This is a genomic window from Nocardioides sp. (assembly GCF_035547795.1).
Lineage (GTDB): Bacteria > Actinomycetota > Actinomycetes > Propionibacteriales > Nocardioidaceae > Nocardioides.
This window is the reverse complement of the sequence record NZ_DASZUF010000169.1, coordinates 22,033-37,611: the sequence shown is the minus strand read 5'-3', so window position 1 is coordinate 37,611 and position 15,579 is coordinate 22,033. Positions and strand designations below refer to the sequence as shown.

Genomic DNA, 15,579 nt, shown 5'->3' with positions numbered 1-15,579 from the left:
CCGATGACGACCGCCGCCACCGGCCGCTCCGTCCCTCGTCAGTCGGCAGATCTCGACGATGCGAGCGTCCTCGATGCGCTCGAGGAGGCGGCCGGCCGCGAGCGCACCCGGCACTCGCTCGCGCTCTACGACCGGGCGCTGTGCGGGGAGATCTGCTCGCTGGTTCCCTACGACGACGGGTCGAGCCCGTGGGAGCACGCCGACACCGAGACCACGGTGTGGCTGCCCTCCCGGGCGCCGCTGGACGACCACGCCGAGTTCACCGCCGACGAGTGGTACCAGGTGGCGATGACCCACCGGGCGATGCACCAGACGCTCGGGACCTTCGCGCTCGACCTCGATGAGGACGAGCCGCTCTTCGAGCGGCTGCGCCCGGTCGACACGGGCGATCCCGGCGTACCGCAGCTGGAGCGGCTGGCCGCGCTCTTCGGCCACTCTCTGCTCGGCGTGCACATCTTCGCGACGTGCGAGGACCTGCGCATCGACGCGGCCACCGACCGGCTCTACCCGGGTATGGCCCGGGCGGCGAAGGGCGTGCGCCACGGTGCGCTGCACGAGCGGCCGCAGCCGGCCTCGCTCTTCCCGCGGGCCGCTGCGATCGAGGCGCTGGTGCGGCTCAGCCTCGGCGGCTCACTGGTGTGGGCGGCCACCGTGATGGAGGAGCCGATCGGCCGCATCGCGGCCGTCGCCCGCGTTCTGCGCGACCCCCGCGCCACCGTCGAGTCGAGCGTCGAGGCCGCGCTGCGGATCTGTCACGTCCTCGCCGACCTCCCCACCGCGGGTGCGCATCGTGCCACCCACGAGATCCGCTTCGCCGAGCTCGACGGCGACCCCGAGGACTTCCGTCCCGACGACATCGCCTCGCTCCCGGAGCGGTTGGCCGGCGCCGAGGGCTTCGCCGGGTGGTATGTCCCGGTCGCCTATCGCGACTGGCCCGGCCCGAGGTACGTGGGGGAGCGGGCCGCCGACCTCTCCCTGGCGGAGCTCCTCCCGCAGGTCGCTCAGCGGTCCACCCGGCCCGCGCACGGCACCGACTCGGACGACGAGGACACCGAGGACGCGACCGGCGCCGCCCCGCCGGCGGAGGGGGCCACGCCGAGCCAGTCGGACCGTTCCGATCTCACCCCCGATCTCCGTCCGGCCGTGCCGCTGCCGGGGCCGACCGACGGCGTACTGGCGTCGTCGGGGCCGCTCCAGGCCGGGGGGCCGCACGAGTTCACCTACCCCGAGTGGGACGTGTACGCCGGACGGCTGCTGCCGGATCACGCCCTGGTCCGCGTCCGGCCGGCGCCCTCGGACCGCTCCGACCACGGGCACTTCCGTGCGCTGGCCCGCTACGGACACCTGGTCTCGGCGCTGGTCCGCAGCCTCGAGCGGGTCTCCGCGCAGGGGCGCACGATCACGCGCCGCGCGATCACCGGCGACGACCTGGACCTGGACGCGTGCATCGATGCGATGATCGACCTCCGCACCGGGGTCGAGCCGAGCGAGCGGGTCTTCACCGACCTGCGGCAGCGCCGCCGCGAGGTCGTGGTGGCCTTCGCCATCGACCTGTCCGCCTCGACCGCGATCGTGCTGCCGCCCGAGCCGGATGCGCCGGGCACCGTCCGCCGTGTTCTGGATCTGCAGCGCGACGCGGTGAGCCTGGTCGCCGAGGCGCTGAGCCGCGTCGGAGACGACTTCGGCATCTACGGCTTCAGCGGCAGCGGCCGTGACGAGGTCCGTCTCACGGTGGTCAAGGACGTCGAGGAGCGGCTCACGCCGACCGTGTGGCGCCGACTCGGCGGCCTCGTTCCCGACCACACCACCCGGATGGCGCCGGCGATCCGTCACCTGGCCGAGCGGCTGGCGAGCGTGGACGCGGTGACGAAGATCCTGGTCGTGATCTCCGACGGCCGGCCGTTCGACATCGACTACGGTCAGCAGTACGGCGACGAGGCGATCCTCGACTACACCGTCGCCGACACCGCCAAGGCGCTCGAGGAGGCCCGGGCCGGGGGCGTGCACCCGTATCTCGTCACGGTCGACCCCGAGGGTGAGGACTACCTGTCCCGGGCCTGCGATCCGCGCACGTACCACGTCATCGGGGAGACCTCGGAGCTGCCGCAGGCGCTGGCCGACCTGTACCTCGCCGTCCGCCAGGAGGCGACGACGGGTTGAGCCACGTCCGCCCGACTGGTGGCGGGGAGACGCACAGCGCCCCGCCACCCGATCGGGTGGCGGGGCGCTGGCTCGGTAGGAACCGCGGAGCGGGGGCTCAGCTGTCCTGGTGCTCGGTGTACTCCGGGGCGTCCTCGAAGAAGTAGATGTTGTCGTAGCCGAGGTACTGGAAGATCCGGTTCTCCGCGCCGAGCAGGTGCAACGGCGTGCCGTCGGCGGCGAAGTGCTGCACGACCGTGTTCTGCGGGACGTAGATCGTGTCGCCCTCGCGGAACTCGTGACGGGTCGGCTCCTTGGCGATGCGGGCGTAGTACTTCTCCGCGATCTCCGCCTCGACCTCCCACATCAGGGAGTAGCCGTCGCCCTGGAGGGCGTAGAAGACCTGGTCCGCCATCTTCCAGTACTTGCCGGTGCGCCCGCCCGCCGGCGTGGTGACCTCATAGAAGTCCATCGAGAACTGACGGTTGTTCGGCGTCTTGTCCTTGTGGTTCATCCACCGCATGTAGCCCAGCGGGGTGTACTCCCACTGACCGTCGGTCGGCTTGACGACCTTGTTCATGTCGACGGCGCCCGGGGTCCAGATCCGGGACCATTCCTCGCGCTCGCCGAACTCGTCGGGGCGGTCGATCGGGCCCTTGCGGCCCTGCTGGATGAGGCCCATGAACATCCACAGGCTCTTGGACTTGAACACCAGCGCGCGCGCCACCTCCGGGTACGGGTTGAAGTGCTGGTGATGGGAGTCGGTGTGGACGAAGCAGAGGTCGCCCTTCTCCCAGTCGTAGCGCAAGCCGTCGTGGATCTCGTAGCCGCGACCCTCGAGGATGTAGAAGGCCGCCTCGTTCTGGTGCCCGTGACCGTTGTTGGCGCTCTCGCCCGGGAACTCGTTGAAGTGGACCTGGATGGTCTGGGTGAGGAACGGCTCGTCGCCCGGTCCGATCCGCCACCACGTCCGCGTCTTCGCCGAGTCCCCCGAGTGGGCCACGCTGTCACCGGTGTCGGTGACGATCGTGTTGTCCCGCACGCGCGGGGCCGCGAGCTGCGCCCGGCGGAACTGGTTGAGGGTGTAGGTCTCGGAGTTCATCCCCCGTACGAAGGTGCGGGTCTTCTTGGCCATGGTCTCTCGCTTTCTCAGCGTCGCGGGAACGTGCTGAAGTATAGGGCTAACTGTATGACCAATCTAGTGGTGGCTATGAGGGCCGTCACATCGCGGAACCGGAAACGGATTGCGCTCCGACCGCGCCGGCAAGTATGGTATAACCAATCTACCATTAGGAGGTCCGATGGATCGCTCCGGAACGCTCATCGTCGGAGCCAGCCAGGCCGGTCTGCAGATCGCGACCTCGCTGCGCGACCTGGGCGACGACGAGCCGATCGTGCTGGTGGGCAGCGAGAAGCGCGCGCCGTACCAGCGTCCTCCGCTCTCGAAGGCATACCTGTCCGGCAAGGCGACCGCCGACTCGCTCGCCTTCCGCCAGCCGGAGTGGTACGCCGAGAACCGCATCGACCTGCGACTGAGCACCAAGATCGAGCGGATCGAGCTCGACGACCCCCAGGGTGGGGCCGGCGTTGCCGTGACCCACGCGGGAGAGAAGATCGGCTTCGCGCGGCTCGCGCTCACCGTCGGTGGGCGGGCGCGCCGGTTGCGGCTGCCAGGTGCCGACCTCGAGGGCGTCTGCTACCTGCGCCACCTGCGCAACGCCCACGAACTGCGCGATCGGCTGGCGACGGCCGAGCAGGTCGTCGTCGTCGGAGGGGGATTCATCGGCCTCGAGGCTGCCGCGGCAGCGCGGGCCGCCGGCAAGGACGTCACCGTCGTCGACGTCGCGGACCGGCTGCTCGGCCGAGCGGTGGCGCCGGTGGTCTCGGAGTTCTACCGCCGGGCCCACGAGCGACGCGGCACCCGCATCCTCCTGCAGACGGCCCTGGAGCGGATCGAGGGGGCGAGCGCCGTCAGCGGCGTACGGCTGGCCGACGGGCGGCTGCTGGCCGCCGACCTGGTGCTGGTCGGCATCGGCCTCGAGCCCCGGACCGAGCTCGCTGGGCAGCTCGGCCTCGAGATCGATCACGGCATCGTGGTCGATGCGGCCGCCCGGACCAGCAACCGGGCCATCGTCGCCGCCGGTGACTGCACCACGCTGCCGCATCCGCTCACCGGCGAGGGCCGGGTCCGGATCGAGTCGGTGCAGAACGCGATCGCGCAGGCCCAGGTGGCCGCGGCCTCGCTGCTCGGCCGGGAGGCCGAGGTCCGGGCCGTGCCGTGGTTCTGGTCCGACCAGGGCGACATCAAGCTTCAGATCGCGGGCCTGTCCAACGGCTACGACCAGGTCGTCGTCCGAGGCGAGCCCGACACCGAGCAGTTCTCGGTGCTCTACTACGCCGCTGGCCGACTGATCGCCGTCGACGCGGTGAACACGCCCCGTGACTACATGGCCATCCGCAAGCTGCTCGGGGAGGGCCGCTCGATCCCGGCGGAGTTGTCCGTCGATGCCGGGCGCCCGCTGAAGGAGCTCATCTCCGCCACCTGATCCTCCTCGCCGAAGCGGGGCAAGACGCTCCGGCGAGGATGGCGGGGTGGCTGTCGACGACAGCAGCCGGCGACAGCCAACGACCTCAGGCGTCGGGATCCTCGTCCTTCACCAGCTTGGCGATGCGGTCGACGGTGATGCCAGGCATCAGGGAGTAGACGAGGTCGGTGACGGGCATCTGGTAGCCGATCGGCTCCGCCATCAGGTGGGCGTTGTCGATGTCCTTCTTCCACCAGGTGAACCTCATCTGGTCGATCTCGGCGATGGTGCGGCTCTGCGCCGGGCTGTCGGCCAGGGCCGCGCGCAACTTCGACGGTGCGACGCCGAGGCGTTGGCCGAGCAACAGCGCCTCGTGCACGCCGGCGATCTGGATCCAGTGGCAGATGTTGTTCACCGTCTTGCCGACCTGGCCGGCGCCGAGGTCGCCGAGGTGGTGGACGGCCTTGCACCACGGGTCCAGCCCGGGGCGGATCCGCTCGAGGACAGCGCCGTCGCCGCCGACGAGGAGGTTGATCTCGCCGGCGTCGGCGCCGCGTACGCCGCCGGTGAGCGCGCCGTCGAGTACGTCGACGCCGACCTGGGCGCAGGCCGCGGCGATGTCCGCGCAGGTCTGCGGAGTGACCGAGGCGTTGATCATCCAGACCGAGCCCTTGCGCGGGTTCGAGATCAGGCCGTTCTCGCCGAGGCAGACCTCGCGGACGTCGGCGTCGGTGGGGACGACGATCAGGACGAGGTCGTTCTCGGCGATCTCGGCGAGCTCGTCCGTCGCCGAGGCGCCCTGCCCGACGACGGCGGCGACCACGTCGGCATCCAGGTCGAGAACGGTGGTCGGATGGCCGGCTTTGAGTAGGTGTTCGGCCATCGGGCGGCCCATCGCGCCGAGGCCGATCACGCCAACGCTGAGCGGGGTGGTCGAGGTCATCATGGATCTCCTTGTCTGATAGCTGTCAGGACCCGGCGTAGAGGGAGCCACCGTCGACGAGGATGTCGGCCGCGGTCATGAAGGCGGCCTCGTCGGAGGCGACGAAGGCGACGGCGTTGGCGATGTCCGCCGGGACGGCCCCACGATTGAGGACGTTGTCGCGCTTGCGGCCCTCGGGCTCGACGTCCTGACCGACCGGCGAGCCGACCTTGTTGGGGACGACGGTGTTGACCCGGATGCCGTGCTCGCCGAGTTGCGCGGCCATGGACCGGGTGAGGCTGAGGACGGCCGCCTTGGCGGCGGCGTACGCGGTGGCGTTGACCCGAGCGCGGTAGCCCGAGGTCGATCCGATGTTGACGATGGCGCCGCCGTTGCCGGCCGCAACCATCTGCCGGCCGGCGTACTTGCTGCAGAGGAAGACGCTGTCCATGCAGACCTTCAGCACCCGGTGCCACGTGTCCTCCTCGAGGTCGAGGACGGTCGCGCCACGGTCGGTGATGGCCACGTTGTTGACCAGGACGTCCACGGTCCCGAACGCCGCCACGACATCGGTGACGAGCTTTTGGACCTGCTCGGAGTCGGACACGTCGCAGCCGAACCACCGGGCGGAGCCGGGGTGCCTGGCGTTGATCTCCTCGGCGACCGCGGTGCCGCGGCCCTGGTCGAGATCGACGACGGCGATGCTGGCACCCTCGTCGGCGAGGCGGCGGGCGATCGCCGCACCGACGTTGCGGCCGGCCCCGGTGACGATGGCGGTCTTACCTTCGAAACGCTGCTGCACGCTGTCTCTCCTTCTTGGTTGCGGCATGGTCGATCACCCAGCCCGGACCGTCGGGAACGACGACCACGCCGTAGCTCTCGCGGGCGCCCCGGGGGGTCACGTATCCGTCGAGGACGTCGTCGAGGACCTCCTCGGCGGGGCGGTCGAGCGGATCGCCGTAGCCACCGGCACCGGTCATCTCGCGTCGGATGACGTCGCCGGGGTACAGGCGGTAGTTGCCGTCCCGGGACAAGATGACGTGCTCTTGCGGCGTACCGGGGTTGACGACGGTGGCACCCGGCGAGCCCGGCCGGCCGCCGTTGCGGCCCACCGGCGAGGACAGCATCTGGCCGACGCGGCTGCTGAACTGGCCGTCGCCGAGCATGCGATATTCGCGGACGTAGGCGAGTCCGCCGCGATAGCGGCCGGCGCCGCCCGAGTCGGGGACCAGCTCGAAGCTGACCAGCTCGACGGGGAACTCGGATTCGATGATCTCGATCGGTGTGATCGTGCCGTTGGCGACGTGCGCCTTCGACGCCGAGACGCCGTCGCCGTCGGCGCGAGCCCCGATGGCGCCGGCCGGCAGCTCGTACTGCACCCGCGGGAACCGGCCGCCGTCCTCGAAGTGGGAGATCGTGCCGCTGATGCCGCGGCTGCTCTCCGCGATCCGGGCCAGCGGCAGGATCTCCGCGAACGCGTCCAGGGCTGCCTCGACGGCGACGTTGGCGATCGGCATGTACGTGTTGACCGGTGCCGGGAAGTGCGGATCGACGACGGAGCCCGGCCGTGTCGTGCTCTCGACGGCCAGCGTCAGGCCCTCGTTGGAGGGCAGGTCGGGATCGACGAGGCACTTGAGCACGTACGAGCACACGGCCCGCACCAGTGGTGGGCGGATGTTGTACGGGCCGGCGACCTGGTCATCGGTCCGGGACCAGTCGAAGCTCGCCTGGTCGCCCTTGACGGTGACCGTCACGCGGATGGTGATCGGCTGGTTGTCCTCGAGCCCGTCGCTGTGGAGCGCGGCGCTGCCCGAGTAGACCCCGTCGGGCCACTGGGCGACGGCGGCCCGGATGCGCTGCTCGGTGAGCAGGTAGAGCCGTTCCGCCGCGGCGGCGACCACGTCGGCGCCGTACTTGTGGCACAGATCGGCGACCCGGGTGGCGCCCAGGGCGGTGCAGCCGACCTGGCCGCCGAGGTCGCCCAGCACCAGCTCCGGCGTACGGCTGTTGGCGCGCAGGATGGTGTCGACCTCCGGCACGGTGCGACCCTCGTCCACGAACTTCACCGGCGGCAGCAGGATGCCCTCGTGGAAGATCTCGCGAGCCAGGCCCGAGCTCGAGCCCGGCACCATGCCACCGATGTCGGACTTGTGGGCGATGCTCGCGCTGAAGCCGAACAGCCGACCGTCGACGATGATCGGTGCGATCAGCGCCATGTCCGGGGCATGCGGACTGCCGCCGTAGTAGGGATGGTTCACGATGAACGCGTCGCCCGGCTTCAAGGTGTCGGCCGGGTAGAACGCGAGCAGGCTTTGGACGCATGCGGGGAACGCGCCCAGGTGAAGGGGGAGCACGGTGAACTGGGAGAGCACGCGACCCTCGGAGTCGAGGATGGCGCAGCTCGCGTCGCGCGATTCCCGCACGATCGTCGAGTAGCCGGTGCAGAACAGCGAGTTCTGCATCTCCTGGACGATGCCGCCGAGGGACTGACTGATCACCTCGACGGTGATCGGGTCGACGCTGGGTGTGGTCTCGGTCATCGGTTGTTCTCCACAATCAGGTTGCCGTGGTCGTCGACGGTGACGGTCTGACCCGCGCACACGACGGTGGTGGAGTCGTACTGGTCGATCAGGGCCGGACCGTCGAAGGTGTGGCCGGCGCGCAGCCTCTCGCGTTGGTAGACGTTGACGGCGAACGGCGTGGCGGCGACGTCCGAGAAGTAGGCGTCGCGGGTGCCGACAATCGCGTCCTCGACCGGACCGGTGGCCTTGTCGAGATCGGCGAGCCGGATCTGCGGTACGACGCCGAAGGCCTCGACGCGGTAGTTGACGATCTCGACCGGCTGCCCGGGGGCCGCGTGGCCGTGGCACTGCTCGTGGATCCGGTCGAAGTCGGAGCGAACGGCCGCGATGTCACTCGGCGACGTCGGCAGCGCGGTGAGCGGCACCGGGTTCTCATAGCCCTGGCCGGCGTAGCGCAGGTCCGCGTAGTAGCGGAACGTCATCTGGTCCTCGGTGAAGCCCTCGGCCGCAAGCTGTTCCTTGCCCTGCGAGGCGAGCTCGGTGAACAGCGCGGTCATCTCGGCGGGGTCGCAGTCCTCGATGTTCGACAGGCGGCTGCGCAGGTAGTCGTGCTTGACGTCGGACATGAGCAGGCCCAGCGCGGAGAACGCGCCCGGGTAGGTCGGGATGACCACGCGCGCCAGGCCGAGGTCCTTCGCGATACGGCAGGCGTGCAGCGGGCCAGCACCACCGAACGGGACCAGGGCGAACTCGCGCAGGTCGAATCCGCGCTCGGTGGAGATCGACTTGACCGCCTCGCCCATCTGGACGTCGATGATCCTGACATGGCCCTCAGCAGCCTTGAGCACGTCCATGCCCAGCTTGTCCGCCAACTCGGTCCGCACGGCCTTCTCGGCCAGGGACCGGTCGATCGTCATGGCCCCGCCGAGCAGCGAGCCGGAGTTGAGGTAGCCGAGTACGACGTTGCAGTCGGTGGTGGTCGGCTGGGTGCCGCCACGGAGATAGCAGGCGGGGCCCGGGACGGCACCGGCCGAGGCGGGACCGACGTGCAGCGCGCCGTACTCGTCGACTCGCGAGATCGTGCCGCCACCGGCAGCGACGGTGGTGATGTCGAGCATCGGGATCGCGATGTCGCGACCGTCGATCTTGGACCGGTCGGTGATGACCGGCTCGCCGTGCTGGATGAGGGCGACATCGCAGCTGGTACCGCCCATGTCGAAGGTGATGATGTTGTCGTTCCCGGTCGCCTTCGAGAGCGCGGAGCCGGCGGTCACGCCACCGGCGGGACCCGACAAGATCGTGCCCACGGCGCGCCCCGAGGTGCTGGTGAACGGGGAGGAGCCGCCATTGGACTGCATCGTGAATCGCGCCTGTGGCGCGACCTTCAGCGCATCGAGCTCGCTCTCGAGCCTCTCGACGTAGCGACCCAGCACCGGCGAGACGTAGGCGTTGATGACGACCGTCGAGAGGCGGAAGTATTCACGGATCTGTGGCAGCAGCTCCGAGGAGGTCGACACCCACCACTGTGGATGAGCCTCCTTGAGTCGCTTCTTGACGCGACGCTCGTGGTCGTCGTTCATGAAGGAGAAGAGCAGACAGACGGCGACCGACTCGACGTTCTCGCGCTCGAACCTGGCGACGACCTCCTCGATCGAGGACTCGTCCAGGTCGATCCGCACCTCGCCGTTCGCCCCGATCCGCTCGGTGACCTCGGCGGTACGCCGGCCCGGGACCAGCAGTGGCGGCTTGGTGTAGGTCAGGTCGAAGACGCTGGGGCCGTAGGGGCGGCTCTGCTCCTGGGTCTCGTAGATGCCCGTGAACCCACGGGTGACGACCAGGCCGACGCGAGCGCCCTTCTCCTCGAGAAGAGCGTTGGTGGCGACGGTGGTGCCGTGGCAGAAGAAGACGATGTCGGCGGGCGAGACTCCGTCCTTCGCCAAGACGTCGAGGCCGTCGAGGATGGCCCGTCCGGGATCATCGGGGGTGGACGGGACCTTCAGGACCCGGTGCTCACCGGTCTCTTCGTCGAGCAGTACGAAGTCGGAGAACGTGCCTCCGGTGTCGACGGTCAGGCGATAGCGCGCCATGCATCCTCCAGGGCTTGTGGGGTAGGGGTGGGGCCGACAGCGCGGGCAGACTGCGGCGGTGCGCGCGCATCGGCTGCCGCCGACCGCCGACGGACGACGCCGCCGGCAGGCGGTCACGGGTGGCAGTGGACTTTCAGCGGCGCCAGCGCAGCAGGCGTCGCTCGAGCAGGGTGACCAGGCCGATCCCGATGAGCACGAGCAGCATCAGCAGGATGATCCCGGCGTACACGCCCGGTGAGTCGAACAGATCGGTCGAGTTGCGGACCGAGTAGCCCAGCCCCTTGTCGGCGGCGACGAACTCGCCGACGACGACACCGATCATCGCGAACGACACGCCGGCCTTGAGGCCGGCCAGGATCGGCACGGTGAGCTGAGGCAGGACTAGCTGGCGGATCATCACGCGGCGGCTGGCGCCCATGATCTGCAGCGTGTTGACCAGGCCGTTGGGGATGGTGCCCATGCCCATGTAGACGTTGTAGAACATCACGAAGAAGACCGTCATCGCCGCGATCGCGACCTTGGAGCTGAGCCCGATGCCGAACCACAGCAGGAAGAGCGGGGCGAGGGCGATCTTCGGGATGCTGTTCAGCGCGGCCAGCAGCGGCTCGATCAGGGCGGCCGCGATCCGCGAGGTGCCCAGCGCGACGCCGACCGCTATGCCACCGACCACGCCGATGGCATAGCCGAGGACGAGTTCCTCGGTGGTGATCCAGATGTCGGCCCATGCGGTGCCGCTCGCGAACAGGTCGTAGAGCCGATGCGCCACCGCCGTGGGGCTGCTGATGAGGTACGCCGGGACCAGCCGTCCCGAGGCCAGCTGCCAGGCCACGAGCAGGACCAGGACGATGGCGAGGCGTCCGGCGGCGATCCACGCCGTCGCGGGCACCCGGAGCGACCTGGCGCGGGCGCCGGCCTCGATGTCGGCGGACTCGGCGGGGGCCTGGCGGCTACGTTGCATGACACTCATGGCGTCTCCTCTCAGATCTCGCTCTTGAACAGCGACCACAGCCCGTGGTGCAGCTCGGCGAAGCGGGGGTCGGAGCCGATCTCGTAGACGTTTCTCGGCCGGGGCAGATCGATCGGGACGATCGCCTTGACGGTGCCCGGGCGCTTGGTCATCACGACGACCTTGTCCGAGAGCGTGATCGCCTCGTTCAGGTCGTGGGTCACGAACAAGACGCTGCGTGGCTTGGTGGACCACAGGTCGAGCAGCACGCCCTGGAGCACCGTCTTGGTGATCGCGTCGAGGGCGCCGAACGGCTCGTCGAGGAGCAGCACCTCGGGGTCGTAGACCAGCGTCCGGGCGATCGCGCACCGCTTCTGCATGCCGCCGGACAGCTGGTGGGGGTAGGAGTTCTCGAAGCCCTCCAGGCCGACCAGCTCGATCCACTCCGCGACCAGTCTCTCGCGCTCCGGCTTGGCGTATCCGCGGATCTTGAGCGGCAGCTCGATGTTCTTGGCCGTGGTGAGCCAGGGCAGCAGGTTGGAGTCCTGGGTGACGTACCCGAGCTCGGTGTTGACCTTCGTGACCGGCTTGCCGAGAGCCTCGATCCGGCCCGCGGTGGGCTGCAGGAAGCCGGCCACCATGTTGAGCACGGTGGACTTCCCGCAGCCGCTCGGTCCGACGATCGAGCAGAACTCGGTCGGACCGATCTCGAAGTTCACCGCCTCCAGGGCGTTGAACGCGGGCCGATTGGTCGGGGCGAAGCGCTGCTCGACGTCGACGATGCGGATCGAGGCCTCCATGCTCTCCCGGCGCCGCGCGGAGGCGGTGTCGGGGGCGTTGGTGGGCTGGGCGAACGACATCAGTTGCTCCCGGGGGCGGTCTTCGCGGTGTCGATGTACTTGTTGGTCCACAGCCCGTTCTCTTGGGTGTCGACCGCGCCCTTGAGCTGTCCCATCTGCTGCGAGACCTTGACCGCGTCGTCCCACATGGGCTGCGTGAAGGTGCCGTTGGTCGTCCACTGCACCTGCTTGAGGCTCTGCATCAGCTCGTCCTTGGAGTAGGACGGGAAGTGCTTCTGCTCCAGGGCGATGACCTTGCCCGGGTCGGTCGCCATCAGGTTCTCGGCCCGGCTCAGCGCGGTCGCCACGGCGGTCGCCGTCTTGGGGTTGCTCCCGGCCCAGGACGGGTTGGTGATGAGGATGTCGTAGGCCATGTCCTTCATCGCCGGCACCTCGGTGGCGTTGGCGACGATCTCGCTGTTGGCGTTGTCCGCCATGTAGTACGTCGAGGGCGGGGAGCCGACGAAGACCTGCAGCGTGCCGTGGCCGAGTGCGGCCGAGCCGGCGGCGTCCGAGCCGACGGTGACGAAGTCGACCTTGCCGGAGTCGGCGCCGTTCTGATCCATCATCAGCTTCAGCACCGAGGTCCCGGTGGAGGAGATCGCCGCGTCCTTGGCGCCCTCGAGACCCTTCATCCGCTGGCCGAGCGGCGCGGTCGGGGTGATGCCGTGCTTACTAGCCCAGTCCTTCGTGGCGACGATCTGGACCGAGACGCCATGGTCGAGGCTCATGACGGCCTGGAGCTTCACCCCCTGGCTGGCGGCAAGGAGCAACGCGGTGGAAGAGAGGGTGGCGAACTGGATGCTGCCGCCCTGGAGGGCAGCGGTCGCCTGGCTGCTGCCCTGGAGCAGGGTGGTCTTGACGTTGACCCCGGCGTCCTTGAAGTAGCCCATCTGCTGGGCCACATCGACCGCGGAGAAGCCGATGGTGTCGACGGCCTTGCCGATCGTGACTGTCGGCACGCCGCCCCCGGCCGCGGCGGTGGAGGACCCTCCGCCGCAGGCCGTGAGACCGGCGGCTGCCAGCAGCAGGACGGATGAGAACGCAGCCGCCACACAACGGCGGCCACGGCGGTGGAGCGACATGGGATAACCCCCTGGGAGAGCGTCTGATCGCTTCGTTCACGTGGGCTTCCGTGCCGCCCACGTCGTCGGACGCTAGTGGCCCTCGTCACAGTGGTCAATCCATTGGACCGACAAATTTGAGAATTTCTCGATATTGATTCCAAATTCCCCAGGATCGTTGACTCGTAAATTCCACTTACGTAACCTGGATGAGTGATCTACCGCGCGGGGCGGCTGCCTGCGGTCCCTACGGAAGCCGCTACCCTCACCCCATGTCCGACGATCTGATGCAGGTGTCCCAGGAGCTTCGTGTGGCCGTCGGACGCGTCGCCCGCCGGCTGCGCCGCCTCTCGGCCGAGGGCGATGCCGAGGGCGCGGTGAAGTTCAACGAGCTCCTGGTGCTCCTCCGGCTCTCGCACGAGGGGGCGCTCTCGCCGAGCGACATCGCGCGACACGAGCAGGTCACCTCGCAGGCCATCGCGGCGATCGTGCGTGACCTGGAGGCTCGGGGGCTGGTCACCCGCGACGCGCACTCCACCGATGGCCGGCGTACGGTCATCGAGCTGACCAAGACCGGTCGAGCCGCGCTCGCGAGCCACGACCAGGCCGCGGCTCACGCCATGGTGGAGGTGCTGGACGAGTACTTCTCCTCCGGCGAGATCAAGCGCCTCGTCTCGGCGATCCCGCTGATGAACAGGCTCGCCGATCTCATCTGAGACCGGCTCATCTGAGACAGGCGAGGCCGAGCCGGTGCCGGTCCGGCCTCGGTCGTGGGTGCGGATCGCTGGCGTCAGCCGAGGTCGGCCAGCCCCTGCCGCTCGAGCCGGCGCAGATGGTGGCGCCACAGCGCCTGCACGTTGAAGCTGGCGCCGAGGTCGGGCAGGTCGGCGCGGTCCTCGGTGGATACGACGTCGGGGTGCGCGCCGAGCCCGGCGAGCCGCAACGAGATGCCGGCGAGCTCGTCGAGGGCGAGCACGTGTGCGACCGCCTCGGCGACGTCGTCGCCGGTGGTGACCACGCCGTGGCCGCGCAGGAGGGCGACGGAGGCAACGCCGAGCGTGTCCGCCAGGGCGCGGCCGGACGCGGCCGTGCGCACCAGGCCCCGATGCGGGTAGACCGGGACGCCCTGGTCGGCGAGGCGGTAGGCGGGGATGTCGAACGCGCCGAAGACCGGCCGCAGTTCGACGCCGGCCAGGTCGGCGAGGACGGCGTTGCGCGGGTGCGCGTGCACCACCGAGGTCACCTCCGGCCGGGCGCGCAGGATCTCGGCGTGGATCGAGTACTCGTTCGGCAGCCGGTAGCCGTCGCCCACCTCGCCGCTGTCGTCGAGCCCCACCACGCGGATGTCGGCGGCCTCGGTGAACAGCAGCCCGGCCTCGTGTGGCCCGCGGCAGCGGACTAGCACGCGGCCGTCGTCGAGTCGCACGCTGATGTGGCCGAGCAGCGGCGTGGTGGTGTCGGTGGCGGCCAGGATCCGGCAGCCGAGCGCGACGGTACGGCGCAGGTCGTCGAGGTCGTCGAGGTCGTCGGCCATCAGATCACGAACGCCTCGAGCGACTCGGGCGCGAAGAGCTCCTCCGGCGTACGCGGTGAACGGGAGAGGCCCTGCTCGTGGTGGTAGCGCAGGAACGTCTCCAGCGTGCGCCGGTCGGATGCGCCCAGGCCGTAGGACCAGAAGTCGTCGCCCATCAGCGCGCGTGCCTCCTCCAGGTGCACCATCAGCCAGGGCTCCATGAAGCGCAGCGCGGAGGAGTCGTAGATCCGGGCATAGGCCTGTGCCTTCGCCTCGATGAGCGCCTTGGTCAGCGACTGGGCGATCCAGCGGTGGCGCTGATAGACCTCGCGCCTGATCGCCACCACGTGCATGATCGGAAAGATGCCGGTCGCCGCGTAGTAGGCCTTCTCGGCCGCGACCGTGTCTGGGAAGAGTCGCACCACCCGGCCGTCACCGCGCCCGAACGAGCTCGGGATGCGGGGCGAGAGGAGCGCGTCGATCTCGCCGTCGTACAGCATCTCCGACAGGGTCTGCTCCGGGCCGATCGGGGAGACGGAGTACGGGACGTCGACCTTCCCCTTCTCGATGCGCCCCGGCCGCTCCTGGCCGCCGGTGTGGAAGGTGGCGGCGTCGATCGGGAGGCCGTGCTCGTCGGCGAGGATGCCGCGCTGCCACACGCAGGCGGTCAGCTGTACCTCCGGCATGCCGATCCGTCGGCCGGCGAGGTCGGCGGGCTTCTCGATGCCGGCGGCGGCATTGACGAAGATGCCGCCGTGCCGGAACTGCCGTGAGGTGTAGACCGGCAGGGCCACGAACGGCGGCTCCTCGCCGGCGTCGAGGGCGTTGAGCGTCGCGGTGTACGTCGACAGCGACATCTCGGCCACGTCGAACTCCCGATGCCGCAGCATCCGGAAGAACGTCTCCTCCACCGGCAGCCGCAGGTAGGTCAGGTCGACGCCGTCGACGGGGACGCTGCCGTCCTCGAGGCCGCGGGTGCGGTCGTAGTCACCGCACGCGAAGGTCAGCTGGATCCGGCCCAT

Annotated in this window: 13 protein-coding genes; 3 read left to right on the top strand and 10 right to left on the bottom strand. The window is 69.6% G+C overall.

Annotated elements, in window-relative coordinates; all coding sequences use genetic code 11:
* The first annotated feature begins 3 nt into the window (after positions 1 to 3).
* Positions 4 to 2,160 (top strand): nitric oxide reductase activation protein NorD, encoded by a 2,157-nt coding sequence (locus VHA72_RS11690; protein ID WP_325575385.1) that lies wholly within the window; start codon positions 4 to 6, stop codon positions 2,158 to 2,160.
* Between the two features lie 97 nt (positions 2,161 to 2,257).
* On the opposite strand, the gene VHA72_RS11685 is transcribed toward VHA72_RS11690, so the two are convergent.
* Positions 2,258 to 3,274 (bottom strand): cupin domain-containing protein, encoded by a 1,017-nt coding sequence (locus VHA72_RS11685; protein WP_325575383.1) that lies wholly within the window; start codon positions 3,272 to 3,274, stop codon positions 2,258 to 2,260.
* A gap of 166 nt (positions 3,275 to 3,440) precedes the next feature.
* Here VHA72_RS11685 and VHA72_RS11680 point away from each other — a divergent pair, with 166 nt between their 5' ends.
* A complete protein-coding gene (locus tag VHA72_RS11680; protein ID WP_325575381.1) occupies positions 3,441 to 4,685 on the top strand; it encodes an NAD(P)/FAD-dependent oxidoreductase in 1,245 nt (414 codons plus the stop codon).
* An 85-nt stretch (positions 4,686 to 4,770) separates the two neighbouring features.
* Here VHA72_RS11680 and VHA72_RS11675 read toward each other — a convergent pair whose 3' ends face one another.
* The 7 genes from VHA72_RS11675 to VHA72_RS11645 form a co-directional block, all read right to left on the bottom strand.
* Positions 4,771 to 5,607 carry an NAD(P)-dependent oxidoreductase gene (locus tag VHA72_RS11675; protein WP_325575379.1) on the bottom strand — a complete coding sequence of 279 codons (837 nt, stop codon included), beginning with the start codon at positions 5,605 to 5,607 and terminating at the stop codon, positions 4,771 to 4,773.
* Positions 5,608 to 5,632: 25 nt separating this feature from the next.
* Positions 5,633 to 6,388: an SDR family NAD(P)-dependent oxidoreductase gene (locus tag VHA72_RS11670; RefSeq protein WP_325575377.1), complete on the bottom strand. Its 756-nt coding sequence runs from the start codon at positions 6,386 to 6,388 to the stop codon at positions 5,633 to 5,635.
* Positions 6,366 to 8,126 carry a hydantoinase B/oxoprolinase family protein gene (locus VHA72_RS11665; protein ID WP_325575375.1) on the bottom strand — a complete coding sequence of 587 codons (1,761 nt, stop codon included), beginning with the start codon at positions 8,124 to 8,126 and terminating at the stop codon, positions 6,366 to 6,368. Before VHA72_RS11665 ends, VHA72_RS11670 begins: the two co-directional genes overlap by 23 nt.
* Positions 8,123 to 10,195, bottom strand: a complete 2,073-nt coding sequence (locus tag VHA72_RS11660) for a hydantoinase/oxoprolinase family protein (RefSeq protein ID WP_325575373.1) — start codon at positions 10,193 to 10,195, stop codon at positions 8,123 to 8,125. The genes VHA72_RS11665 and VHA72_RS11660 overlap by 4 nt, the downstream gene beginning before the upstream one ends.
* A gap of 133 nt (positions 10,196 to 10,328) precedes the next feature.
* On the bottom strand, positions 10,329 to 11,162 hold the full coding sequence (locus VHA72_RS11655; protein ID WP_325575371.1) for an ABC transporter permease: 834 nt from the start codon (positions 11,160 to 11,162) through the stop codon (positions 10,329 to 10,331).
* Positions 11,163 to 11,173: 11 nt separating this feature from the next.
* Positions 11,174 to 12,001 carry an ABC transporter ATP-binding protein gene (locus tag VHA72_RS11650; protein WP_325575369.1) on the bottom strand — a complete coding sequence of 276 codons (828 nt, stop codon included), beginning with the start codon at positions 11,999 to 12,001 and terminating at the stop codon, positions 11,174 to 11,176.
* Positions 12,001 to 12,942, bottom strand: a complete 942-nt coding sequence (locus VHA72_RS11645) for an ABC transporter substrate-binding protein (RefSeq protein WP_325575367.1) — start codon at positions 12,940 to 12,942, stop codon at positions 12,001 to 12,003. Before VHA72_RS11645 ends, VHA72_RS11650 begins: the two co-directional genes overlap by 1 nt.
* A gap of 374 nt (positions 12,943 to 13,316) precedes the next feature.
* On the opposite strand from VHA72_RS11645, the gene VHA72_RS11640 reads away from it, so the two are divergent.
* A complete protein-coding gene (locus VHA72_RS11640) occupies positions 13,317 to 13,760 on the top strand; it encodes a MarR family winged helix-turn-helix transcriptional regulator (protein ID WP_325575365.1) in 444 nt (147 codons plus the stop codon).
* A 74-nt stretch (positions 13,761 to 13,834) separates the two neighbouring features.
* Here VHA72_RS11640 and phtC read toward each other — a convergent pair whose 3' ends face one another.
* Both phtC and VHA72_RS11630 read right to left on the bottom strand, forming a co-directional pair.
* Positions 13,835 to 14,578, bottom strand: coding sequence for a 3,4-dihydroxyphthalate decarboxylase (gene phtC, locus VHA72_RS11635; RefSeq protein WP_325575363.1), 744 nt, complete (start codon positions 14,576 to 14,578; stop codon positions 13,835 to 13,837).
* On the bottom strand, positions 14,578 to 15,579 hold the full coding sequence (locus tag VHA72_RS11630; RefSeq protein ID WP_325575361.1) for a substrate-binding domain-containing protein: 1,002 nt from the start codon (positions 15,577 to 15,579) through the stop codon (positions 14,578 to 14,580). The genes phtC and VHA72_RS11630 overlap by 1 nt, the downstream gene beginning before the upstream one ends.